This window comes from Archangium minus, assembly GCF_044360475.1.
In the GTDB taxonomy this organism is placed as follows: Bacteria; Myxococcota; Myxococcia; order Myxococcales; family Myxococcaceae; genus Archangium; species Archangium minus.
In genome coordinates, this window is record NZ_CP043494.1 from 7,213,174 (window position 1) to 7,235,799 (window position 22,626).

The 22,626-nt window shown below is 67.4% G+C and carries 22 protein-coding genes; 11 read left to right on the forward strand and 11 right to left on the reverse strand.

Annotated features, from left to right (window positions below; genetic code table 11):
* Positions 1–24 precede the first annotated feature (24 nt).
* The 5 genes from F0U60_RS29215 to F0U60_RS29235 all read left to right on the forward strand — a co-directional run bounded on the left by F0U60_RS29215 (position 25) and on the right by F0U60_RS29235 (position 6,332).
* The gene (locus F0U60_RS29215) at positions 25–1,497 is read left to right on the forward strand and encodes an MBL fold metallo-hydrolase (RefSeq protein ID WP_395804464.1); all 1,473 of its coding nucleotides are present in this window, start codon (positions 25–27) and stop codon (positions 1,495–1,497) included.
* Between the two features lie 46 nt (positions 1,498–1,543).
* Positions 1,544–2,926 (forward strand): hypothetical protein, encoded by a 1,383-nt coding sequence (locus F0U60_RS29220; protein WP_395804466.1) that lies wholly within the window; start codon positions 1,544–1,546, stop codon positions 2,924–2,926.
* Between the two features lie 57 nt (positions 2,927–2,983).
* Complete coding sequence (locus tag F0U60_RS29225; RefSeq protein ID WP_395804468.1) at positions 2,984–4,591, forward strand: hypothetical protein; 1,608 nt, start codon at positions 2,984–2,986, stop codon at positions 4,589–4,591.
* A gap of 112 nt (positions 4,592–4,703) precedes the next feature.
* The gene (locus F0U60_RS29230) at positions 4,704–5,270 is read left to right on the forward strand and encodes a hypothetical protein (RefSeq protein WP_395804470.1); all 567 of its coding nucleotides are present in this window, start codon (positions 4,704–4,706) and stop codon (positions 5,268–5,270) included.
* A gap of 21 nt (positions 5,271–5,291) precedes the next feature.
* Positions 5,292–6,332 (forward strand): NADP-dependent oxidoreductase, encoded by a 1,041-nt coding sequence (locus tag F0U60_RS29235; RefSeq protein ID WP_395804472.1) that lies wholly within the window; start codon positions 5,292–5,294, stop codon positions 6,330–6,332.
* Positions 6,333–6,399: 67 nt separating this feature from the next.
* Here F0U60_RS29235 and F0U60_RS29240 read toward each other — a convergent pair whose 3' ends face one another.
* On the reverse strand, positions 6,400–7,437 hold the full coding sequence (locus F0U60_RS29240) for a hypothetical protein (RefSeq protein ID WP_395804474.1): 1,038 nt from the start codon (positions 7,435–7,437) through the stop codon (positions 6,400–6,402).
* A gap of 74 nt (positions 7,438–7,511) precedes the next feature.
* Positions 7,512–8,441 (reverse strand): LysR family transcriptional regulator, encoded by a 930-nt coding sequence (locus F0U60_RS29245; RefSeq protein ID WP_395804476.1) that lies wholly within the window; start codon positions 8,439–8,441, stop codon positions 7,512–7,514.
* 78 nt (positions 8,442–8,519) lie between these two features.
* Here F0U60_RS29245 and F0U60_RS29250 point away from each other — a divergent pair, with 78 nt between their 5' ends.
* The 6 genes from F0U60_RS29250 (at position 8,520) to grxC (ending at position 13,985) form a co-directional block, all read left to right on the forward strand.
* Positions 8,520–9,767, forward strand: a complete 1,248-nt coding sequence (locus F0U60_RS29250) for an acyl-CoA dehydrogenase family protein (protein ID WP_395804478.1) — start codon at positions 8,520–8,522, stop codon at positions 9,765–9,767.
* Positions 9,764–10,588 (forward strand): SDR family oxidoreductase, encoded by an 825-nt coding sequence (locus F0U60_RS29255; protein WP_395804480.1) that lies wholly within the window; start codon positions 9,764–9,766, stop codon positions 10,586–10,588. The genes F0U60_RS29250 and F0U60_RS29255 overlap by 4 nt, the downstream gene beginning before the upstream one ends.
* An 11-nt stretch (positions 10,589–10,599) precedes the next feature.
* Positions 10,600–11,676, forward strand: coding sequence for a phosphotransferase family protein (locus tag F0U60_RS29260; RefSeq protein ID WP_395804482.1), 1,077 nt, complete (start codon positions 10,600–10,602; stop codon positions 11,674–11,676).
* Positions 11,676–12,368: a histidine phosphatase family protein gene (locus tag F0U60_RS29265; RefSeq protein WP_395804484.1), complete on the forward strand. Its 693-nt coding sequence runs from the start codon at positions 11,676–11,678 to the stop codon at positions 12,366–12,368. Before F0U60_RS29260 ends, F0U60_RS29265 begins: the two co-directional genes overlap by 1 nt.
* A 238-nt stretch (positions 12,369–12,606) precedes the next feature.
* Positions 12,607–13,620, forward strand: a complete 1,014-nt coding sequence (locus tag F0U60_RS29270) for a DUF481 domain-containing protein (RefSeq protein WP_395804486.1) — start codon at positions 12,607–12,609, stop codon at positions 13,618–13,620.
* An 86-nt stretch (positions 13,621–13,706) separates the two neighbouring features.
* Positions 13,707–13,985, forward strand: a complete 279-nt coding sequence (grxC, locus tag F0U60_RS29275) for a glutaredoxin 3 (protein ID WP_395804488.1) — start codon at positions 13,707–13,709, stop codon at positions 13,983–13,985.
* A 4-nt stretch (positions 13,986–13,989) separates the two neighbouring features.
* Here the strand turns inward: grxC and F0U60_RS29280 are convergent, their stop codons facing one another.
* The 9 genes from F0U60_RS29280 to F0U60_RS29320 form a co-directional block, all read right to left on the reverse strand.
* The gene (locus tag F0U60_RS29280; RefSeq protein WP_395804490.1) at positions 13,990–14,952 is read right to left on the reverse strand and encodes an SDR family NAD(P)-dependent oxidoreductase; all 963 of its coding nucleotides are present in this window, start codon (positions 14,950–14,952) and stop codon (positions 13,990–13,992) included.
* A gap of 96 nt (positions 14,953–15,048) precedes the next feature.
* On the reverse strand, positions 15,049–16,410 hold the full coding sequence (locus tag F0U60_RS29285; RefSeq protein ID WP_395804492.1) for a protoporphyrinogen/coproporphyrinogen oxidase: 1,362 nt from the start codon (positions 16,408–16,410) through the stop codon (positions 15,049–15,051).
* Entirely contained in the window at positions 16,407–17,132 is a 726-nt protein-coding gene (locus F0U60_RS29290) for a glycosyltransferase family 2 protein (protein ID WP_395804494.1), read from the reverse strand. Before F0U60_RS29290 ends, F0U60_RS29285 begins: the two co-directional genes overlap by 4 nt.
* The gene (locus F0U60_RS29295; RefSeq protein ID WP_395804496.1) at positions 17,129–17,743 is read right to left on the reverse strand and encodes a hypothetical protein; all 615 of its coding nucleotides are present in this window, start codon (positions 17,741–17,743) and stop codon (positions 17,129–17,131) included. Before F0U60_RS29295 ends, F0U60_RS29290 begins: the two co-directional genes overlap by 4 nt.
* A gap of 7 nt (positions 17,744–17,750) precedes the next feature.
* Positions 17,751–18,341 carry an FMN-binding protein gene (locus tag F0U60_RS29300; protein ID WP_395804498.1) on the reverse strand — a complete coding sequence of 197 codons (591 nt, stop codon included), beginning with the start codon at positions 18,339–18,341 and terminating at the stop codon, positions 17,751–17,753.
* Entirely contained in the window at positions 18,338–18,862 is a 525-nt protein-coding gene (locus F0U60_RS29305) for a hypothetical protein (protein WP_395804500.1), read from the reverse strand. The genes F0U60_RS29300 and F0U60_RS29305 overlap by 4 nt, the downstream gene beginning before the upstream one ends.
* A gap of 14 nt (positions 18,863–18,876) precedes the next feature.
* Entirely contained in the window at positions 18,877–20,349 is a 1,473-nt protein-coding gene (locus F0U60_RS29310; RefSeq protein ID WP_395804502.1) for a hypothetical protein, read from the reverse strand.
* Positions 20,346–21,041, reverse strand: coding sequence for a hypothetical protein (locus F0U60_RS29315; RefSeq protein ID WP_395804504.1), 696 nt, complete (start codon positions 21,039–21,041; stop codon positions 20,346–20,348). Before F0U60_RS29315 ends, F0U60_RS29310 begins: the two co-directional genes overlap by 4 nt.
* A complete protein-coding gene (locus tag F0U60_RS29320; protein WP_395804506.1) occupies positions 21,042–22,589 on the reverse strand; it encodes a hypothetical protein in 1,548 nt (515 codons plus the stop codon).
* Positions 22,590–22,626 lie beyond the last annotated feature (37 nt).

Consider the following 22,626-nt stretch of genomic DNA (forward strand, 5'->3'; position numbering starts at 1 on the left):
CCCCAACCAAGAGACTTCACACCTATGGCTGAAACGGACACTGACAAGGACAGGAAGGAAGAGCTGGCGGCTGCCCCCTCGATGGAGCCGGTGAAGGGCACGGTGGAGGTGGACATCCCCATCGACGTCCTCTGGTCTTTCTTCACCCGAGCCGACCTGTGGCCCCGATGGAACGAGTGCTTCCTCTGGGCGAAGAACCGCGACCTGAAATGGGGCCACCAGCTCGTCTGGGCCTTCCACCCCATTCGCTGGTGGTACCCCTATTACATGCCAGCCATGGCCAAGATTGTGGAGCTGGAGCCGAAGGGCCCGGAGCGCAAGGTGACATGGGAAGTCACCGTGCTGCCCGGCTTCTACGCGCGGCACACCTACCACATGGAAGACCTGGGCAACGGGCGCACCCGCTTCGGCTCGTATGAGAAGGCCATGGGGTGGAGCTTCAACCTGATGAAGTCCTTCTGGATTGCCCACTTCACCTTCGTGAAGGACCGCTCCCTGGAGGGCGCCAAGACACTCGAGCCCATCTACCGCGAGACGGGAAGGCTGGACGAGACCACTGTTCGCGGAGATCCCAGCCGGACGGCGCGCGGGCTCGCCATGCCCATGGCCGCGTCGCTGGCCCTGGGCGCAGCCGGAGTTGGAACCTGGTTCTATGCCTCCTTCCTGCGTCAGGAGGTGGTGGAATTGGCTCCCGGCGTACGGATGGTCATGGGAGGCGGAGGCAACACGCTGGTGGTGGAGGGCACCCGCGAGGCCTTGCTGGTGGACACCAAGTTTCCTCCCGGTGCCAACCAGCTGCGCAAGTGGGTCTCTGAGAACGTGCAGAAGCCGGTGAAGCACGTCGTCAGCACGCACTATCACTACGATCACACCCTGGGGAACGACATGTACCCGGGTGCCAACCGCATCGCCCACAAGGCCGTGCCGGAGCTGATGCGCCGCAACGAGGCCCTCCAGGCGAAGCTGCATCCGCTGGGCATGGCCAATGTGCTCGTGGGTGACGAGCCCATGCGCATGGACCTGGGAGAGCGGGAGGTCGTGCTCTTCCATCCTGGCACCGCCCACACCGGCGGAGACCTGTGCGTCTGGCTCCCCAAGGAGAAGATCCTGATGACGGGGGACCTGTTCTTCTTCACCTACTACCCCTTCTTCGATCTGAAGCAGGGCGGAGCCAACCTCGAGGGGCTCATCCGGGCGGCTCGCAAGCTGGTGGCGACCTACCCGGACGCGATGGTGGTGCCCGGCCATGGGCCGATCGCTCGCACCTCCGACCTGGCCCGCTACGCCGACTACCTCCAGTTCCTCCAGGACCGAGTGAAGGAGGGGCTCCAGCAGGGCCTCGACGAGCAGCAGCTCGCGAAGCAGTTCAATGACGAGATCTCCAAGTGGGGGCTGGGCATCCTGCCCTCGTTCCACGACAACCAGCTCACCTGGGCCACGTCCGAGAGCAACGTCCGCGACGCGTACTCCCTCGTGAAGCAGGCGCAGGCCCGCTAACGCGCGCCGTCCGCGCCCCATTCACCTCTCTCAGGAGCCACCTTCCATGTCCCAGAATCCCTCCGCCCAACCGCACCCCGAGCACGACGAGGAGCGAGGGCTTCAGGAAACCCTGCGCTACCCGCTGTTCGATGCGTTGCGCAACCGGCGCACCCGGCGAGTGGCCAAGGGCATCCAGTCCATCCCCGCGGGCAGCCTCAGCTACACCTCCAAGCACGAGCCGGAGCCGCTCACGCCGTTGGAGGAGGCATTGCTGATTGCCTCCACGGGCATCACCGGCGTCACCCTGCCCGACCAGCCATTCCTCACCGAGGACGGCAAGCCCCTGGTGGGCTCGCCCATGGTGGATGTCATTGGCCGCACCGCCGGCAGCCCCGACAATGCCCAGGCCACCTCCTTCTTCCTCATCAATGACTCAGGGACCTACTTCCTGCGCCGTCCCCAGGGAGACGATGCGCTCATGCTGGCCGGGGGTCAGCTGACGGCCGCGCGGCTCATCGCCTACGCGGAGAAGTGCAAGGTCAAGGTGTCAGACAAGCGCATCGAGTTCCCGCGCCAATACCCCTATTACATGGGCCGCAACCGGTACATGTCCAACGTGCCGGGCAGCACCATTCTCGTCCCGGTGGTGGACCTCACCCGCCAGTACATCAACGGCATCATGTTCCTGCTGACGCAGGACGCCGGGCACCGCCCCACCTTCATCGACGACTGGAACTTCTACCGAGTGGCCGGCGTGCAGAAGTGGGTCCGCAACGGCTTCCTCAACAAGGATCAGAAGATTCCCCTCGGAGTGCTGGGCACGGCGCGCATCCCCTACGAGGCGGACTTCCTGATGCAGAACATCTTCCTCGTGGCGGAAGCCATGGGGTTGGGTGCGTGGATCCACGCGGCCTTTATTGGCCCCGTGCTGCTGGGAGATCCTGAGTACCGCAACGCCGGCAACAGCCTGCGCTTCCGCTACCACACCCCACGCAACCTGGTACGGCAGGCGCTCAAGTTCATCTCCCCGCTGCCCAGCTGGCGGCCCAACCCGGTGGGCCTGGACGGCCTGATGCAGGGTTATTGCCCGCCCTACTACGGCAGCATGGACGAAGCGGTCGATGCCCTCATCGCCCACAAGTACGGGCCTAACGGGCTCTACAACAACCCCAAGGACTTCGAGCAGGTCTTCAAGCCAGGTCTGGCCCAGAAGTTCATCTCCGAGGTGCCTCACTACTCGGAGGAGGTCATCGCCTGCGCCAAGGACGTGTGCAACTACATCTACGAGACGTATGACCGCTTCCCGGCCCATGCCGACGCGATGTTCGTGCCGGGCGTCTGGATCCAGATGCACCACCTGGATCTCGACTACTACGATCAGCTCTTCTCCAACGGCTACTCGGAGACGCAGGCCCGCCACGAGGAGCTCTGGCACGGCCGCCGGTAGCGGTTCTGGCCGACGGGCTCCCGCTCGTCGGCCTTCCCTCCTTTCACGAGAAGCATCATGCCAAGCCTTTCGTCCCTCACCCGGGCGATGCGTGTGATTCGCATCGTCGCAGTGGTGCTCTGCGCCCTGTTGCTGGTGGCGACCTTTGGGTTGATCGCCCTGGAATCCACCTGGGTGAAGCCTCAGCCACCCGACGGCCTGCATTCCTATCTCTATCGATCCACCGGGACCGAGAACGTCCCGCTGGTCGTGATGCAGGTGCTGCCGGACATGTTTCCGGAACACTTCCAGCCTCGCGGCCCCGAGTACGGGGATTGGATCCAACAGTTCGGCTTCACCCGCGCACCCGAGGGCACCAACGAGGGATTGCCAATTGGATTCGCCCTCAGCAATCACCGTCCGGGCTCGGGCTCGCCCTCGCCGGTGCCCTACGTGGGCTTCACCTGCGGGATGTGCCACACCGCGCGCGTGCAGACATCGGACGCGGACCCGGGTGTCCTGGTGATTGGCATGGGCAGCCCCCACCTGGACTTCATCGCCTGGGTGGATGCCTTCAAGGATGCCGTGCTCGACGAGCAGCGCCTCACGGTGGACACCGTGAGCGAGACCTACCAGAAGAAGTTCCAGCGGGAGCTGACCCTGGCCGAGCGGGCGATGATCAACATCTGGCTGCCGCAGATCCGCAAGACGCTCCAGCGCAACCTGCCCCGCTTCGATGAGCCCTTTGGCGGCAAGGATCTGCTCGACGCCAGCAAGATGCCCAACGGGCCCTCTCGAACGCAGCCGTTCCGCAACCTGGTGCGCAACGTGATGGATCGGCCGGCCACCCTGGGTGACTACGCCTATTGCAAGATTCCCACGCTCTACGAGCAGGGCAACCGCCAGTGGGGACAGTACGACGGCAGCGTGGGCAACCGGCTGACGCGCAGCGTGATGGCCGCCATCGCGGTGGGCGCCAACATCGACAACCTCAACGAGCCGGAGATCTCCAGGAGCGTCATCCAGGCGGTGGACTACACCGTCGGGCTCCGCGGGCCCCCGTATGCCGAGGTCTTCAAGGAGCACGGCGCCGCGTTGGATCCAAACCGGGTGGAGCGAGGGCGCGAGGTCTACATGAAGCACTGCCATGACTGCCATGGCATCCGAGATCCAAAGACGGGCAACTGGGAGAAGGGCAAGTACACCGGCGAGGTGGTACCGGTGGAGAAGCTCGGCACGGACGCGGAGCGGGTGAGCTTCCGCCACTTCGAGCGGCTGCCGGACATCCTCTACAACATGTTCCCGGATGACAACCCGCTCAAGCCCAAGCGTGAGGACATCCGGCCCGGCCCGGCGGGCACCACCCAGGGGTACATCAACGCGCCCATCGAGACGGTCTGGTCACGCGCTCCCTATCTGCACAACGGAAGCGTGGCCACCCTGGCCGAGCTCATCAACCTCAAACCGCGCCGCGAGCTCTTCTACCGCGGCCGCAACCTCTACGATCCGGTGGACATGGGGCTCGTCGTCCCCCAGGCACCGGACGCGCGCAACTACTACCAATTTGATACCCGGCTGAGAGGCAACTCCAACAAGGGCCACGACTACCCTTGGGCCTACAACTCGCCTGAGCGCGATGAGGCCCAGCTGAGGGACCTGTTGGAGTTCCTCAAGACCCTGGACTGAGGACACACGAGATGAGCACCCTTCCCTCTGACGCCCCCGTGGCACCCCTCACGAGCCCGAAGTAGAGCTCCACGAATCCCGTGGCCGGCTGACATTCGCTCAGTTCAGCAACGTGTTCATACCGTTCGCCCTGCTGCTGTGCGCCGCGATGCTTCGCCCGGAGCTGCGCCCGAAGATGGTGTACTGGCGCGCCGTCTACTCCATCTGGGTCACCATCCTCTTCATGACCCCGGCCCTGTTCCTGTTCTTCTGGCCCGGAAGCTCGGACCGGAAGAACAATTACTGGCTGCTGTGCTGGACCGCCGGCTTCCTGGCCTACATGGTCCACTTCTATTTCACAGTCGGCGTCATCTTCCATGGAAGCCTCGCCGAGGTGTACGCGAAGCAGGGTCCGATCATCGCCACCAGCAACCTGCTGGACACCGCGTGGTGGGCGTTCGATCTGGTGTTGGCCTGGTTTGTGCGCTCGGAGGCGAAATGGATCAAGATCCAGCGCATCGCCGCGCACGTCTACATTCCCGTCACCTTCTTCGTCTCCGCGGTCATCATCAAACACGGTGTCGTCCGTGGCTTGGGTATCGCGATGACCGTGGCGATGCTCACAAGCGTGGGAGTGCGCCTCATTCGACGCAAGCAGGCGGCAACAGCGGCCACAGGGAGGCTTGCGCCTTCGCCGTGATACGCTCCGGAGCTCAAGATTATGAAAGCCTTCTTCATCCAAAAATACGGCGGCAATGAGGTGGTCCAGTTCGGCGAGCAACCCAAGCCCGCCCTGCAACCCAAGGACCTGCTGGTGGAAGTGCACGCGGCCAGCGTCAACCCGGTGGACTTCAAGATCCGCGAAGGTGGGGTGAAGATCCTGGTGCCCAACGACTTTCCCCTCATCCTGGGCAGCGATCTGTCCGGCGTGGTGGTGGAGGTGGGCTCGGCGGTGACGAAGTTCAAGCCGGGCGATGAAATCTTCGCCCGTCTGGACAAGAGCCGCATCGGCGCCTTCGCTGAGTACGCGGTGGTGGGCGAAGCCGAAGCGGCCCCCAAGCCAAAGAACCTCACCCACGAGGAGGCGGCCTCCATCCCCTTGGTGGGAACCACCACCTGGCAGGCCCTCCTCGAGTTGGGTGGACTCCAGAAGGGCCAGAAGGTGCTCATCCACGCGGGCTCAGGCGGCGTGGGCACCTTCGCCATCCAGCTCGCGAAGTATCTGGGGGCCACCGTGGCGACCACCGTCAGCGAGCGCAATATCGAGCTCGTGAAGCGACTGGGTGCGGACGTGGTCATCGACTACCGCAAGCAGCGCTTCGACGAGGTGCTGCATGACTACGACCTCGTCTTCGACACCCAGGCCGGCGAGACGCAGCAGCGCTCGTTCCGTGTCCTCAAGCCAGGCGGCGTGATGGTCTCCATCGCGGGCAAGCCGGATGCGAAGTTCGCGCGGAAGTGGGGGCTCAATCCCCTGCTGGTGATGGTCCTGGGGCTCTTGTCGCGCAAGACGACCGCGCTCGCGCGGAAGCACCAGGTGCGCTTCGAATACCTGTTCATGCGCCCGGATGGCCAACAGCTCGCCGAGATTGGCAGGCTGCTCACGGATGGCCATATCAAGCCCCTCATCGACCGGGTCTTCCCCTTCGAGCAGACGAAGGAGGCGCTGGAGTACAGCCAGTCCGGGCGAGCGGTGGGCAAGGTCGTCATCCAGGTGAAGAAGCCTTCCGCGGCTGGAGCGGCCTCCCAGGACACGGCCTGAAGCTCGACGACGGCTGCGAGGGCCCGGGGCTTGCCCAGCCCTCCTCGCAGCCGGTCTCCCCACGGGCTCAGGTGCCCGTCTTGCGGAACCCGGAGGCATTCACCTGCCGCCAGGTCGCCGCCAGTGATTTCGCGATGGGCTCCATGACCCGATCATCCGCCCAGTAGAAGGGATGCACCATCGGTGTCCAGGTGAAGAGCCCGTTCAGCTTCACGCAGACATCCCGCACGCTCTTGCGATAGGCCTCCCCCAGCGGCTGAAGCGGGTACGCGATGACATCGTCATCATCGTAGAAGTTGACCCATTCGCCACCCGCCCCCGGATGGTGCTGCATGAGCTCGGCGGCCGGTACATTCACAGGACGGTCCAGCTCCTTCTGCTGAGGGTAGCGCAAGCTCCAGAGCGCCAGCGGACTGCCCATGGTGTACAGGTGCGCCAACGTCTCCCCCCGCTCCAGCGGCGAGCGCGTCATGGGGTCCTCAGGATTCTCCAGCAGCCGCGTCGCGATCTGCTCCTGATCCGACATCGAGGCCCGTGCCACCTGCATGTCGTAGAAGTAGTTGCTCGCGATGACGCTTCCGAGGCTGTGTGCCATCACGCACAGCGGCGCATCGTCTCCGGCCCGCTGCCGCAGGCGCGCAAGCGCCTCCGTCACACTGGCATGGATGTTGTCATACACCTCGCTCTTCCCAATCCCGGGCTGGTAGGCAATGGCATCCCCCACGAAGTGCATGATCAGCCAACGTGCGCCCGGGTAATGCAATCGCCCAAGGCGCTTGTCCTTGCGCCGGGAGAGCAAGGCCGTTAGGGGCGCGAGCCACAGCTCCGAACCGCCATTGACACGCACCACCAGCCTGCGGAGCTCCTCGAAGAACCCCCCCGCCTTGTCCTCGAAGTGCTGCTCGAAGAGTCGACGCTCCGCGTCCTCCAGCACAGGCGCCCAATGCACCGGCTCGACGATGATCGCCTTCTCTGGATCTGGCGCATGGGCTTGGCCCTTGAACTGCCGGGCGAAGTGCTTCTGAAGCAGCCGCATGGGAGTCAGGTGGAAATTCTCATCCTGTATCTCCACACCATGGATGATGAGGACGGCCAACGGCTTCATGTGATTCCCCCCAGGAAAACTGGGGAATTTATAGGCGAATGGAGAGGAAGAGGCCAGAGAGGGGGCCTCGCTCTTCACTGCTTTGAACTGTTGAGCAGTCTCCCCGCGAGTGCCAGGAGTTCCGTGCGCAACCATTGGCTGCGGGGATCTCCGTCCACCTGACGATGCCAATACAGGTGGAGATCCACTGGAGGGAGCTCCACCGGCATCGGCAGGAGCCGGATGCCTAGAGAGGCTTTGTGCGCCTCCGCGTGGCGCCGTGGCATCGTGAGGAGCAGGTCGGAGCCAGCGACGACCCGGCATGCCGCTTCGTAGTGCTGACAGCGCACGGCGACCTCTCGCTGGTAACCCCGTTGGCTGAGCACCAACTCCTCGAGGGTCAGGCCCGTGCGCCGGGAGGACACGGTGACGTGCCGCGCGGCCAGGTAGGCCGACACATCCAGCTTCCGCTTCCGCGCGCTCACCACGCAGAACGTGTCACGCAGCAGCAGCGTGTGGTGCAGGTCGGCGCCGGTCGGCTGCGCCACGTCGATGGCCAGATCCAACCGCCCTGACGCCAGGTCCCTCTCCAACCTGGCCCGCTCGAGCCTCACGCTCGCGACTCGGACGTTCGGGGCGCGCTCGCCTAGTCGCGAGACAAGCTGAGGCAGGAGCGACGGTTCGAGCACATCGTTCATCGCGAGGGTGACTTGGCCGACGTCGCGCCGGGCGTCGAAGTGCCGGGTACGGTGCACGGCCTGCTGGAGCAGCGCGAGCGCCTCCTGGATTCCAGGCGCCAGGCGCTCAGCGAGCGGGGTCGGCATCACACCGCGCCCCTGACGCACGAAGAGCGGATCATCAAGCTGCTCACGCAGGCGCGCCAGGGCGTGGCTCACCGCCGACTGGCTCAGGAACAGGACCTCCGCGGCCCGCGTGAGGTTCCGCTCCCGGTAGATGACGTCGAACACCCGGAAGAGGTTCAGGTCGAGCTGGGCCAGCCGTGCCGATTCATGAGCTGCCTTCATGGCAACACATGACCAACATTCACTGGATTCATCAAGGTCCTCCACCGCAGGATCGCCGCCCTGACTGGAGAGGCCCCCATGAACTTCGAGCCAAGTGACCGTTCCAAGGATTACCGCGAGCGAGTACAGCGCTTCATCCGCGAACACATCCGACCGGTGGAGGGGCAGTACTGGACGTACGCCCGCGCGGCGGCCCACGGCGGTGACTGGCGACGCTGGCAGGTTCCCCCCATCGTGGAGGAGCTCAAGGCGCGCGCTCGGGCCGAAGGTCTGTGGAACCTGTTCCTGCCGGACGCGAAGCTCGGCGCCGGCCTCAGCACCCTGGAGTATGCGCCCATCGCCGAGGAGACGGGCCACAGCTTCATCGCGCCGGAGGTCTTCAACTGCAACGCCCCGGACACCGGCAACATGGAGGTGCTCTACAGGTACGGCTCCGAGGAGCAGAAGGCACGCTGGCTCACGCCGCTGCTCGCCGGGGAGATCCGCTCCGTCTTCTGCATGACCGAGCCCGACGTGGCCTCCTCGGACGCGACCAACATGCAGGCCACGGCCGTCGTTGAAGGCGACGAGGTGGTGCTCAACGGGAAGAAGTGGTGGTCGAGTGGCATCGGCGACCCGCGGGCGAAGATCGCCATCTTCATGGCCCGCACGCCCGACGCGGGGACGGACCGCCACCACCAACACTCGATGGTGCTGGTCCCGCTGGACACGAAGGGCGTGGAGATCAAGCGCATGCTCCCGGTGTTTGGCGACTACGACGCGCCACACGGCCACGGTGAGGTGCACTTCCGCGACGTGCGGGTGCCTCGCGCCAACATCATCGGGGGACCGGGAATGGGCTTCGAGATTGCCCAGGGACGTCTGGGTCCCGGCCGCATCCACCACTGCATGCGCTGCATCGGCGCGGCGGAGGAGGCGCTGGACCTGATGATCCACCGCGGGATGAATCGCACCGCCTTCGGCAAGCCGCTGCTCAACCTCGGTGGCAACCGAGAGCGCGTCGCCGAGGCGCGCATCGCCATCGATCAGGCGCGTCTGCTCACGCTCTACGCCGCCTGGAAGCTGGACGAGCTGGGCGCCCTGGGGGCCATGACGGAGATCTCCGCGATCAAGGTCGTCGCGCCCAACGTGCTGCAGAAGGTCGTGGATGACGCGATCCAGCTCCACGGCGGAGCCGGGGTGTCGGGCGACGACACGCAGCTCGCGAGCTTCTTCGCCCAGGCGCGGACCCTGCGGCTGGCGGATGGACCGGACGAAGTGCATAAGGGCCTCATCACCCGTATCGAGCTCGCCAAGCGCGGGTTCTCCAAGAGCCGCGAATCATGAGCACACAACGCATCTTCATCACCGGTGGAGCAAGTGGACTCGGACGTGCCATCGCCCTGCGTTTCGGCCGGGCGGGCTGGCGGGTCTGCATCGCCGACGTCAACGACACCCGGGGCGCGGAGACCCTGCAGGCGCTCGCTCCCCTCACCTCTCACACCCACTACCTCCGCTGCGACGTGACTCGCGAGGAGGAGCTGACCGCCGCCTCCGAGTGGCTTACGGCCAACTGGGGGGGCGTCGATGTGGTGGTCAACAACGCCGGCGTCGCCCAGGCCGGCGGCATCGAGGACGTCCCGCTCTCCGACTGGCAGTGGATTGTGGACATCAACCTCCTGGGCGTCGTGCGCGGCTGCAAGGTCTTCACGCCCCTGTTCAAACGTCAGGGCCGTGGGCACTTCGTCAACGTGGCCTCCATGGCCGGCCTGCTCGATATGCCGAGGATGAGCAGCTACAACGCGACCAAGGCCGCCGTCGTCTCGCTGTCGGAGACGCTGCAGAACGAGCTCGCCGATGACCGCATCGGGGTCAGCCTCGTCTGTCCGTCCTTCTTCAAGACCAACCTCGGTGACTCGCTGCGCACCTCGGACCCTGGGATGAGAACGGCCCTGACCAAGTTGCTCGAGCGCTCGCCCATCACCGCGGACGACATCGCCGACCAGATCTTCCGGGCGGTCGAGCAGCGCGAGTTCTACGTCCTGCCCCACAAGGAGGGCCGCCGGGCCTGGTTGATGAAGAAGCTCCTCCCTCGTGACATCTACTCCTCGATGATCCAGAAGCGCACCCGGCGGCTGCGCGGGCGCACTGGGGTGGCGCAGACCTGAGACCCGAACCCATGTCATCCACTCCCCCTCTCGATGAGGCCAAGGCGGTGCGCGCGGGCGAGGAGCTCGACGTCACCGCCGTGGACACCTGGCTCAAGGCCCAGGTGCCAACCCTGGAAGGTACCCCCAAGGTCACCCAGTACTCGGGCGGTGCCTCCAACTGGACCTACCGCCTCGAGTACGCCAATCGCGACCTCATCCTTCGTCGCCCCCCCGCGGGCACCAAGGCCAAGTCGGCGCACGACATGGCGCGCGAGTTCACGGTGCAGAAGGCGCTGAAGTCCGCCTACCCCACCGTGCCCACCATGGTCGGGCTCTGCCAGGACACGAGCGTCATCGGCTCCGAGTTCTATGTGATGGAGCGGGTCCCCGGTCTCATTCCCCGCTCGCGTCTGCCTACCGGGCTGCGTCTGGACACGGCGCAGACCCGGCAGCTGTGCCTCAACGTCATCGACAAGCTCATCGAGCTGCACCGAGTGGACTACCGGGCGGTGGGGCTCGAGTCGCTCGGCAAGGGCACCGGCTACCCTCGGCGACAGATCGAGGGCTGGTCGGATCGCTATGAGAAGGCCCGCACCTGGAACGTCCCCAGCTTCCGGTACGTGCGCGACTGGCTCAAGGCCAACACCCCGGACGACATCGCCACCTGCGTCATCCACAACGACTGGCGCTTCGACAACGTGGTGCTCAGCGCGGAGCGTCCCACGGAGGTCATCGGCGTGCTCGACTGGGAGATGGCCACCCTCGGCGATCCGCTGATGGACCTCGGCAACACGCTCGCCTACTGGGTGCACGCCGACGACAACCTGCTGATGCGCATGACCCGTCGTCAGCCGACACACCTGCCCGGCATGCTCCGGCGCGAGGAGGTGGTCGCGTACTACCTTGAGCGCACCGGGTTGAAGCCGGCCAACTGGGCCTTCTACGAGGTCTACGGCCTGTTCCGCCTCGCCGTCATCGCCCAGCAGATCTACTACCGCTACCACCACAAGCAGACCCGCAACCCGGCGTTCAAGAACTTCTGGATCCTCGTCAACTCCTTCGACTGGCGTTGCCGGAGCATCATCAAGAAGAAGGGAGGTCGCTGATGGGGGCCCTGTATCTCGTCCGCCACGGACAGGCCTCCTTCGGTGCGGAGGACTACGATCAGCTCTCGGACGTGGGAGTCGAGCAGGCCCGGGTGCTCGGCGAGGCGTTGCGCGCGCGCATCCCTCAGGTGGACGCGGTCTTCACCGGGACGATGAAGCGCCACGCGCAAACGGCGGAGGGGTGCCTCGCCTCGATGGGCCTCTCCCTGTCGCCTCAGCGGCTGCCCGGGTTCGATGAGTTTGACCACAACGAGGTCATCGCTCGCTTCGATCCGCGGTTCGCGAACCACGCACGCCTGGTGGAGGCGCTCGCCGGGACGCCGGATCCCCGCCGGGCCTTCCAGGAGATGTTCACGCAGGCCGTCGCGCGCTGGACTGGCGGTGGACACGACACCGACTACACGGAGCCCTGGCCCACCTTCCAGGCTCGCTGCCTCCAGGGGCTCGAAGAGCTCCTCCGGCAGCTCGGCCCGGGAAAGACAGCGCTCGTCTTCACCTCCGGGGGGCCCATCACCGCCATCAGCCGGGAGCTGTTGCAGATCCCCGTGCCCCACGCGTTCCGACTCAACTGGACGCTCGCCAACTGCGGCGTCACGAAGGTCATCTACAGCGAGCGGGGCCGCTACCTCTCCTCGCTGAACGAGCACGGCCACTTCGAGGGCTCGCGGCGCGCGCTCATCACCTACCGCTGAGCGAGAACCCGCGCGTTGACGCGTCAAACCACCGGGCTGACATGTCATCCGGAGTGTCAGCACGGGTTCCTCGTGCCAATTCCCGGGCCCGAGGCCTGTCTTCTCGCGGGGTTGTACGCGGGATGGCGCTGGCCCGGCCCGTGCAAGCAAGTGGTGAAAACAGAACATTGCGCCCGGGGCTCTCTTGGTAGAAGACCCCGCGGTCGCTGAAGCCCTTCATCCATCCCGCGAGTCCGACGTGCTTCCTGTTCACACCCTTCTGTCCGCCTTCCTGACGTTCCAAACGCCCGCTCCCGCGAAGCCTGCCACCCCGGCGCAGGCCACCACCCCCGAGCAGTCCGCCGCCGCGGCCGAGCGCGCCGCCTCTTCCGCCGAGCGCGCCGCCGCCGCGGCCGAGCGCGCCGCCGAGGCCAATGCCCGCATGGCGGAGGCCATCGAGCTGCTCGCCAAGGGGATTGCCCGCACGGCGGCTCCCGCCGAGCAGCCCGCCCCTCCTCCTCCCGCGACGCCCGCCGAGAAGAAGGAGGAGGCAAAGAAGGACGTCTGGGACGTCACGGTGGGCCTGGGCCTCATCTTCATCACCGGCAATGCCTCCACCGTCACGTTCAACGGACTGGTCACGGCGGAGCGCAAGACGGAGGACTGGATCTACGCCGTCAGGGCCACGGGCGTTTATGGCGAGAGCCGTCCCCCCGAGGTGGAGGGAGCACCGGAGACGTCCCAGGTGGTGGCGCTCAACGCGGCCATCCAGCTTCGCGGGGACCGCCGCTTCAACGAGAAAATCAGCGGCTACCTGCTGGCCGGCGCGGAAACGGACCACGTGAAGAGCGTGGAGGCGCGTGGCATCGGCGAGGCGGGTATCGGCCTCATCTGGTGGGACTTGAAGCGGAAGGACGGCGGTGACTCCTTCCTGCGCACGGACCTGGCCTTCCGCTACGCCCGCGAGACGCGCTTCCAGTACTACCCCACGCGCATGGATCTGCCGGATGTGTCGCTCGGCGGTCCTCGCTTCGGCGCGACCTTCCGCTACTCCATCAACCAGGACGTCGCCCTGCTGGAAGAGATCAGCGTGCTGCCCAGCCTCATCGAGGGCTCGCGTCTGCTCGTCGGCAACCAGACGCAGCTCTCCGTGAAGCTCACGAAGGCGCTGGCGGTCACCACCACCTTCCTTCTCCAGTACGACAGCTCGCCCGCCGAGGGGAAGGTGCCCACCGACACCTCGCTCGCGGTGAGCGCCACGGTGACCTTCTAGGACAGTGGCGGGGCCGCACGTCTCGGGAGCAGGCAAGAGGCCAGGGCACCCGCGCGCCCCCAAAGCGCGTGGATAGCTTGTCGCCCATGGCTCCTGTGACTCTCTATACGAAGACGTACTGCGGCTACTCGAAGCGGGCCAAGGCTCTCCTGTCCGACAAGGGCGTGGACTTCGAGGACATCGACGTGACGGAAGATGAGGCGCGCTTCACCGAGATGGTGGAGCGCACCGGCGGCGGGACGACGGTGCCGCAGATCTTCATCGCCGGGCGGCACATCGGCGGCTTCACCGAGCTGGCCGAGCTCGACGAGCGCGGAGAGCTGGACACCCTCCAAGACGGCGAGAGCCCCGCCGCGAGCCAGTAGTCGCTCAGCCCTCGCGGCCCCGGTACCACGCCACCAGCCTGGCGAGCCCCTGCTCCAGCGGAATCGAGGGACGGAAGCCCGTCTCTCGCTCGAGCGCCGTCACGTCCGCGCACGTCACCTCCAGCTCCCCAGGCTGCGCAGGCCGCAGCTCGACCCAGGCCTTCATCCGCAGCCGCTCCTCCAGCAGGTCCACGAACCGCGCCATCGCCACCGACGTGCCCCGGCCTACGTTCAGCACGCGGTACGGCGGTGGCCCCGCGGGCGGCTTGTCCAGCACCCGCACCAGCGCCTCCACGACGTCGTCCACGTACGTGAAGTCGCGCCGCATCATCCCCTCGGCGTGCAGCACGATGGGACGGCCCTCCAGCATCAGCCGGAGGAACAGCATCGGCGCCATGTCCGGCCGGCCCCATGGGCCATACACCGTGAACAGCCGCAGTCCCGTCACCGGCAGCCCGTACTGGTGGCTGAAGACGTGCGCCATCATCTCGTCCGCGCGCTTCGTCACCGCGTAGACGTTCAGCGGACGATCCGCCGCGGCCTGCTCCGAGAAGGGCAGCGGCGTCCCCGCCCCGTACACCGAGCTCGACGAGGCGAACACCAGGTGCCCCACCCCCGTCTGTCGGCTCAGCTCCAATACCTGCAGGAAGCCCGTGATGTTCGTCTCCGCGTAGTCCGTCGCCTCTGACGTCGGCGCCCTCACGCCCACCCGCGCCGCCAGGTGCACCACGCGCTCGGGCCGCGCTCCCTCGAAGAGCTCCCGGCAGGACTTCGCGTCACGGATGTCCATCCGGTGGAATCCAAAGTTCGGCGCCGCCTTCAGCCGCGACAGCCGCGTGGCCTTCAGCGTCACGTCTCCCGACGTGTCCAGGTTGTCCACGCCGATGACCGTATCCCCGCGCGCGAGCAGCCGCTCACACACGTGGTATCCGATGAAACCCGCAGCGCCCGTGACGAGCACCCTCATGACTCGACTCCCATCGCAGGCGAGGATCTCCGAACACCCTGGGGAAGAACCTCACCCTCTCATTCTCCCAGAGAGAGGGAGGAGACATACCACCAGTCAGTCCTCGATCTGCGTTTCGAGGAAGGGTTTCTGCCGGCCACGCCAGTCCCGGGAACTCGCGCCCTCCGCGACCAGTCTTCCTACCGCCAATCCCGCCGCGCAGGCGTGATGTACGTTGTCGTGGACGAACAGCGCGTTCCGCCCCAACGGGTAGAGTCCGTTCACCTCACTCAATGCATTCAATGCCCGCGCTCGCACCGCCGCGAAGCCTCGGCGGTACAGGGGATAGGCCGAGGCCATGCGTCGCACCCGCGCTCCGAGGAGCTCCACCCCCGCCAGCCCGGTCCGCTCCAGCGCCGGACGCACGCGCTCCGTGAGCTCCTCGGGCGAGGCGCTCCAGATCGCGTCTCCCACCGCGCACGGAAGGTCGAAGCCCACCACCGTCTGCCCCGCAGGGCCCTCGCCGCCCAGGAAGTTCCGGGCCTCGAAGAGTCGATTCGCCGGAAGGTGCTCGTCCGCGAAGTAGTGCACGTCCCGCGACGTGCCACGCTCCTTCGCGAGCAACAGGTACAGCAGTGTCAGCGCACGGTAACCCAGGCCCTCGGCCACCTCGTGCCGCCCCACCCAATCGCACAACAGCGGGAGCGGAACCGTCGCCACCACGGACTCCGCCGGTAACTCCCGTCCCGCTACGCTCACGGCCCTTACCCGCCCCCGCTCCAGCACCAGGCCCTCGGCCGCCGCACCGCAGCGCACCTCTCCACCGGCCCGCCGGATGCCCTCTGCCAGGCCCTCGGCTAGCGATCCGAAACCGGCCGCTGGGTAGAAGTAGCGCCGCCCCGCTGATGCCCCCCCACGCCCGAGTGCCGCTCGCACCACCGCCAGCGGGCCTCCCTTCTGCACCCGCGCTCGGCCGAGCGAGGCGTCCAGCTCCTCTGGTGGCAGGCCCCAGACCTTCCTCGCCGCGGGCTCGTACAGCACCCGCGCCGCGTGCCGTCCCAACCGCCGCGCCGCCTCCGCTCCGAAGTGGCTCCCCTCCGGCGGGCGGAGTCGTGCCATCACCGCTGACAGCCCATGCCTCGCCACCTCAGCGAGCCCCAGCCCTCGGGCGATGCCGAGCAGAGACAAGGGATAGGGCAACTGCCTCCCTCCCACGTGCACCATGCCGCTGCGCGCCCTCACGTGGAGCGCGCCGCCCAGGGCCAACCGATACAGCTCCAGCACCTCCGGCCCCGCCGCCTGATGCAGCCGGTGCGGGCCGTAGTCCACCTTGAAGCCCGCGAAGTCGAACGAGCCCGAGAGGCCACCCACCTGCTCCGCCGCCTCGAGCACCACGACCCGCTTGCCCGCCCGGAGGAGTGCGTGCGCCGCCGCCAGCCCCGAAGGCCCCGCGCCAATCACAACCACCGGTGCGCTCACCCCGTGCCTCCCACGGCCGGCAGCTCCAGCGCCGCGAGCGCCCTGGGCGCACGGCCCGCACGCAACCACCCGATACCTCGCGCCACCGTGCGGCCCATCAGCCACGTGTCCCGCACGGGCCTCCACTTCGAGCGGCCCACTCGCGCGTGGTACGCGATCGGTAGGAAGACGATGGGGTCTCCCGCCGCCGCCAACGCCAGCGTCAGCGTCGTGGTGAGCGAGAACCGATCCGGCAGCACCGGCGCGAGTGACAGCAGATCCTCCGTGCGAAGCACCCGCAGGCCCGAGTTCAAGTCCGGCGCCTTGAAGCCTCCCAGGTATCTCACCGCACCCCGGAAGAGCGCCTTCACCGCCGAACGCGCGAAGGGCTCGGCGGCCCCGAGCTTCGGCCGGGCGCCAATCGCCTGCCGAGCGCCACCCCGCACCGCCGCCACCAGCTCCGGCAGCGCTGACTCCGGGTACGTCCCGTCCGCGTCGATGAGCGCCAGCAGCGAGCCAGTTGCCCGGGCAGCTCCGGCCTTGATCGCCGCGCCGTAGCCCACGCCGTTCAACGTCAGCACCCGCGCCCCAGCCTCGCGCGCCACCGCGCCCGTGCCGTCCCGCGAGCCATCGTCCACCACGAGGATCTCGTGCGCCTCCCCCGCCAACGCCTCACCCACCCGCCGCACCACCCCGGCGATGGCGCGAACCTCGTCACGAGCGGGGATGACGACGCTGATCATCCCGTCGCTACCTCCGAGGCCGAGACGGGCCGCCACATCTCCCACAGCGGCCACAGCAGCATGGGCAGCCACCCCACCGCTGCGCCCACCACCGACATCGGCATCAGCCAGCCCCACTGCGGCCCCACGAAGCGCACCAGCAACGGCGCCAGCAGGTGGACGAACGTCGCCACCGAGGCCAGCGTGATGACGCCCACCTTCAGCCGCGTGGACAGCGCCGTCAGCATGAACAGGTGCCCCACGATGAGCAGCACCACCGGCACTGTGAACAGGTGGAAGTGGAACGTCTCCATCACCTGCCGCGCCGGCTTCTCCAGCCGCATGGGTGCAGCGGCGACCTCCTCGCCGGGCAGCTCCAGCGCTGGGCCTTCCGAGGGCAGCTCCAGTGCCGGCCCTCCCGCCTCTTCCGCCCTGGCCGCGGGCTCGGGGGCCGAAGCCCCTCCCCGGTAGTACTCCGACGCGCCTTGCCCGGACAGCCCCCCGAACGAGTCCGCGTACAACCACGCCGAGGACACAAAGCCCAACACCAGGAACAGCAGGAACCCGGTGTAGAGGACGCGGGCCTCGAGCGAAAGTCGGGTGATGGGAAACGGCCGGGCGAACTGACGCACGAGAAGGCTACCCCTTTTGGGCACTCGCCCCGGGCTTGAGAATGAGCTCGTCCAGCAGCACGAGCGCGCGGCGCACCCCGATGGCCATCGACCGCGACGAGATGGTCGCCCCCGTCACCACGTCGATGTCCTCTCCCGCTCGCACCGCGTCCTTCGCCGTCTTTCCCTGAAACTGGCGCCGGAAGCGCGCATCGGTGATCTCCCCACCGTACTTCTCCCGGTACACCATCACCTCGTGACGCTCGACCACGCCCGTTGGCGACAGCTTCACCGCGAAGGTGATCTGCTCGTGCTGGCCGAGCTCCTCGTCGATGACGGCGTAGCCATCCACACGCTCGCCCGTGGTGGCCACGAAGATGACGTACTCGGGCTTCGCCGGCTTGTACCCGAGCCTCCCCTGCACCGCGGCCAGCTCGGCCCCGGCGAGCTTCACCTTGCGGTAGCTGACGCGCTCGCTCTTGGGGAAGAACTCCTTGAGGATCTGCGGGGTGGTGAAGTACGTGCCCGCCGCCTCCGCGGGCAGCGATACCCCGACCCACAGCCACACCGCCAGCGCCAGTGAGAAGTGCTTCACGGGCATTCCCCTTACCATGCTCATGGCAACTCCCGAATCGCCTGGATGACGGCCTGCCTGACGTGCGAGCGCCAATCCGTCCGAGCTCGATAGAGCGTCTCCGAGGTGGTGCTCCGGTGCTCATCGCTCGACAGGACCTGTCCCTGTGGATCCACCATCATCGACTCCAACTGCACCTCGGCCCGGCCAAGCGGCTGCACCGCGGACAAATCCAACCGGGTCAGCTCCAGCACCACCACCGCGTCCGCCCGGTACTGGCGAGCCAACGCCGCGCACTGCTCCACCGTGGGCGCGGGCCCCGGCGTCAGCTCCACGCCCAGGACCTGGTAGCCGCGCGAGCGCAAGGCCTCGGCGCCTTCTCGGGCCACCACGTCTCGCGGCTCGTCATCGCCGAACACGTCCCCGACGAGTCCTCGCGGCGCGGGCTTCTGCACCACGGACGCGCCTACCACCACCACGCGCGAAGGAGCCCCCTCCGGACGCTTGGGCATCCCGACACAGGCAGCGGTGAGCATCACGACGGTGGCGAGCAAGAAGGCACGCATCGGGTCTCCGGCATTCAGAAGAGGTAGGCCACGCTGGCAATGGCCTGCCAATGGCCTTCGCTCCAGAAGTCACCCGTCCACAGGTGCGGCTTCAGGCCATCACCGCCGCTCTTCTCCCAGAAGAAGCTGGTCTTGATCACGTAGGGCGGCAGCGGCCGGAAGTTCAGCCCGAGCGTCAGTCGAGCCACGTCTCCCGTGGTGATGAACTCCGTGTCCGTGTCCTTCTCCTCGTAGCGGAGTGACGCCGTGAAGTGACCGTCATGCCACTCGTCCGGCAGCGCCCGGAAGAAGGGATCGATGCGGAAGCGGTAGTTGGCCTGGGCGTAGTAGCCGAACATCCCCGTCGGCACTCGGTCCCGGGTGTTGGCCGTCGAGCCCTCCGGGAAGCCCTGCACGAATCCGGGATCGATGAAGGCCCGCACCACCTCGCCCGTCAGATCCAACGCGCCGAGCCGCCAGAAGAGATCGGCGTTCACCATGTTCACCCGGCGGCCCTCGAGATCGTACGCCCCCGTGTAGCCGGACAGGGCCGCCTCCAAACCCAGGAAGGGCGAGATGGCGACGCGGCCGGTGAGGGCCTTGTCATCATTGTTGTCCTGCAGGTGGCTGCCGCGCGCCGCTCGGAAGCCCTGGCCATCCAGGATCCTCGCGTCGAGTCCGTTGACCGCGTACACCTCATAGGACAGCCGCCAGTCCCGCCCCAGATCGAAGCCTCCCAGGAAACCCGCACCGGACTCGAACCAGGTGGTGGGGACAATGGTGGTGTACGCAATGGGCCGCTCGGGCAGTTCCTGCGCCGGCGCGTCATGCCGCAGGTTGTACCCGCCTACTGGCACCAGGATGACGCCCGCTCGGAAGGTGGCCCAGTCCGTCAGCATCAGGTCCACCACCGAGAACTCGAGCAGCACCTCGCCCGTGGTCAGGATGCCATCGCGCTTGAGCGGGCTGCCCGCGAACTCGAACTCAATCTCTGTCGCCGTCGAGATGCGCTCGGAGATGTGGCTGTAGACGAAGAGCACGTACCGGTGATTGCGGAACGTCGCCGTCCCCTGCTCGGGCCAGAGGAAGTCGTGCTCGGCGTAGCCGCCCAGCGTCGTCCGGTCGAGGATCGCCGCCGCCCGCTGCGCCAGTGTCGTCGTGGGCTGGAGCCGCTCGGTGAAGGTCTCCCGCGCGTCCTGGCCCGGGGTCACGGCGTCGGGCGACGGAGCCGCCGTTCCCGTACCGGCTGGATCCTCCAGCCCCTCCAGGTCCAGGCGTGGGCCATCGCCCTGCTTGGGTTGTTCCGTCTCGGGCTTCAGGGGAGCGTCCTGCGCGGGCTTCGCGGGCGTGGAGCCCTCGTCTTGCGCCAGGCCAGAGAGGGGCGCGAGCAGCAGGGACAGGAGGATCAGAGAGTGGCGGCGCGGCACGATGGCTCCGGAAATCACGCGGAGAAAGAAGGTTGAACCGGGGACTCGCGAGCAGGTCTCCGGCTGGGATTCACGGCTCACTCGCCCGTCTCTTCATCCACGCAGCGACCGCGCAGACAGATCTTATCCTCGGCGCAGTGTCCGTCCTCCGGCCCATCGCAGCACACGCCCACGCACGAGCAGCAGACGGTGCCCGCGGGCGCGGTGCCGGCCAGACACTCGGCGGATGCAACGCAGCCCTGCGGATCCACGCAGACCACCGCCTTGGGCGCGTTCGACTCGCCGATGTACGTGACCGTGCCGTAGTACGAGTCCACGATCTGGCGGCCCGGCTGCCCCATGTTGGTGTCGAAGTACTCGTAGGTTCCCGGCTCCGGGAACGCGTAGCGCCAGTAGGAGAACGTCTCCTTGCCCTCGATGCGGATGTTGTAGGGCCGCACCAGGTTGGGGCTGAAGAGCGACGCTGGCGCCGACAGCGAGGTGACGTTGGTCGGCACATCCGGCTGGTAGTTGCGGAACTCGACGATCTGCCCCGGCCTGACGGGCGTGCTGCCTGGCACCGGCCCGATGGGAGTCCCCGGTGCGTTCACAAAATACCGCTGCCCGATGCACGTAGGCGCGATGGCGCGGTAACGGCCGGCGGTGATGCGGTTGAGCGAGACCAGGAAGCGCGGCTCGCCCGTCGCCGACTCCTGGACGGGCCGGAAGTCCTCGGGGAGAGGGCCCTTGCAGGCGGAGAGACAGAGCACGAAGCAAAGGAGACGGGCGCGCATTCAGAGCACCTTGTCCGAAACGGCCGGCGGCGCGGGCCGATAGTGGAAGAGAACCATGTCGTGAGCGTGCGAGCGCACGCGCCGGTCACACGCGAAGCGCGAGACGGGCTCCAGGTGGGGCGCGAGCGCCTCGACCCCAGGCGCGGTGGAGGTGACGTAGACGTCCGCGCCCGCGGCGGCCACGCGCTCCACCTCGCGGCGAAGCTGCTCGCCCGTGGCCGGACGACCGGCGCGATAGTGGGGCACGTAGTGCTCGAAGAGCCGCGCCTCCTCGCCAGTGAAGAGCAGAGTGCCGGACGGAGACAGCGTGCGGGACACATGCGACACCAGGCGCACCGCGGGCGACGGCTCGCGGCCTTGCTCGAGCGCCACCGGCAACATGACAGCCGCTGTGGCCACGGTCAGGGCTCCGGCCAGGGGCAACACTCGAGAAGGCCAGGCGCGGGCGAGCACCGCCACGCCCACCGCCACGAGCAGCGCCAGCGCGAGCACCACGGGCAGGGCATGGCGGGCCTTGAGCAAGTTCTGCCCAAGGAACATCCACGTGCCGTACGGAACACCGATCGCCAGAGCCAGCAGCGCCACCCGGCGCTCGGTGGAGGTCAGCGTCCGGCGAAGCGCCGCGTGGACGAGCACTCCGAGCGCCCAGGCAAAGCCTAACGCCAGGAGCAGCCGCGCGACTCGCAGGCCCACAGCGTCACCGTCTACGCCAGGCCAGGGGAGCCCGAGGCCCGCGGCCAGGATGTCGAAACCGAAGTTCTCCAACCGCCAGCCGAGCTCCGGGCGCACGGCCACGGTGCCACCCCACTTGCCCGCGTGGCCGAGCAAGAAGCCCGAGCCGATGCGCAGGAACTGCGCCGGGCCCGTGAGGATCACCAGGGGGACGAGCCAGGCCAACACGCCGAGCCCACAGCCCACGAGCGCCGACCCCCTTCGACCGCGAGGCACCACGAGCGCCAGTCCGAGCAGTGCCGGGAGGAACGAGGGCCGGGCCCCCAGCGCCACTCCCACCAGCGCCCCCGCCAGCACCGCCACCCGAGGTGCGGAGTCACCCGCCACCAGCACGGCACAGGCCGCGAGTGCCAGGAGCGCGAGTCCCGCCCCATCCGAGCCAGGAGTCGCCCCGAAGAGGACTGGCAGAGGCAGCAGCGCCAGCAGGGCCGAGGCCACCAGCGCACCAACCTCCCCGAGGTACGGCCGAAGAACGAAGCCCAGCGCACCTATCGCCAGCGCACCGAGGACCAGTCCAGGCAATGCCAGCGCCCCCACTTCGGAGGCACCCGCGGCCGAAGCCAGCCGAGCCATCGCCACGTACACCGGGTAGCCCGGGAAGTGCGGAGCCTGCGCCGCCAGATCAAAGCCGTTGAGCGAGCGCGCGAAGTTGACCGCATCCAAGTCTGGCAGGAGCCGGGGCAGCGCGAGCAGACGCACCGCCACGCCAGCACCTACCCACAACGCCAGCACGGCGGCGAAGGCGTGGGGATGCATCCTCCCCTGCCCCGCGGCCTCGGGTGTGCCGACGGACGGATGGGTGATGTTGAAACTCATTCTCAGCGGATAGGTGCGACGGCGTACTACGCGCCAA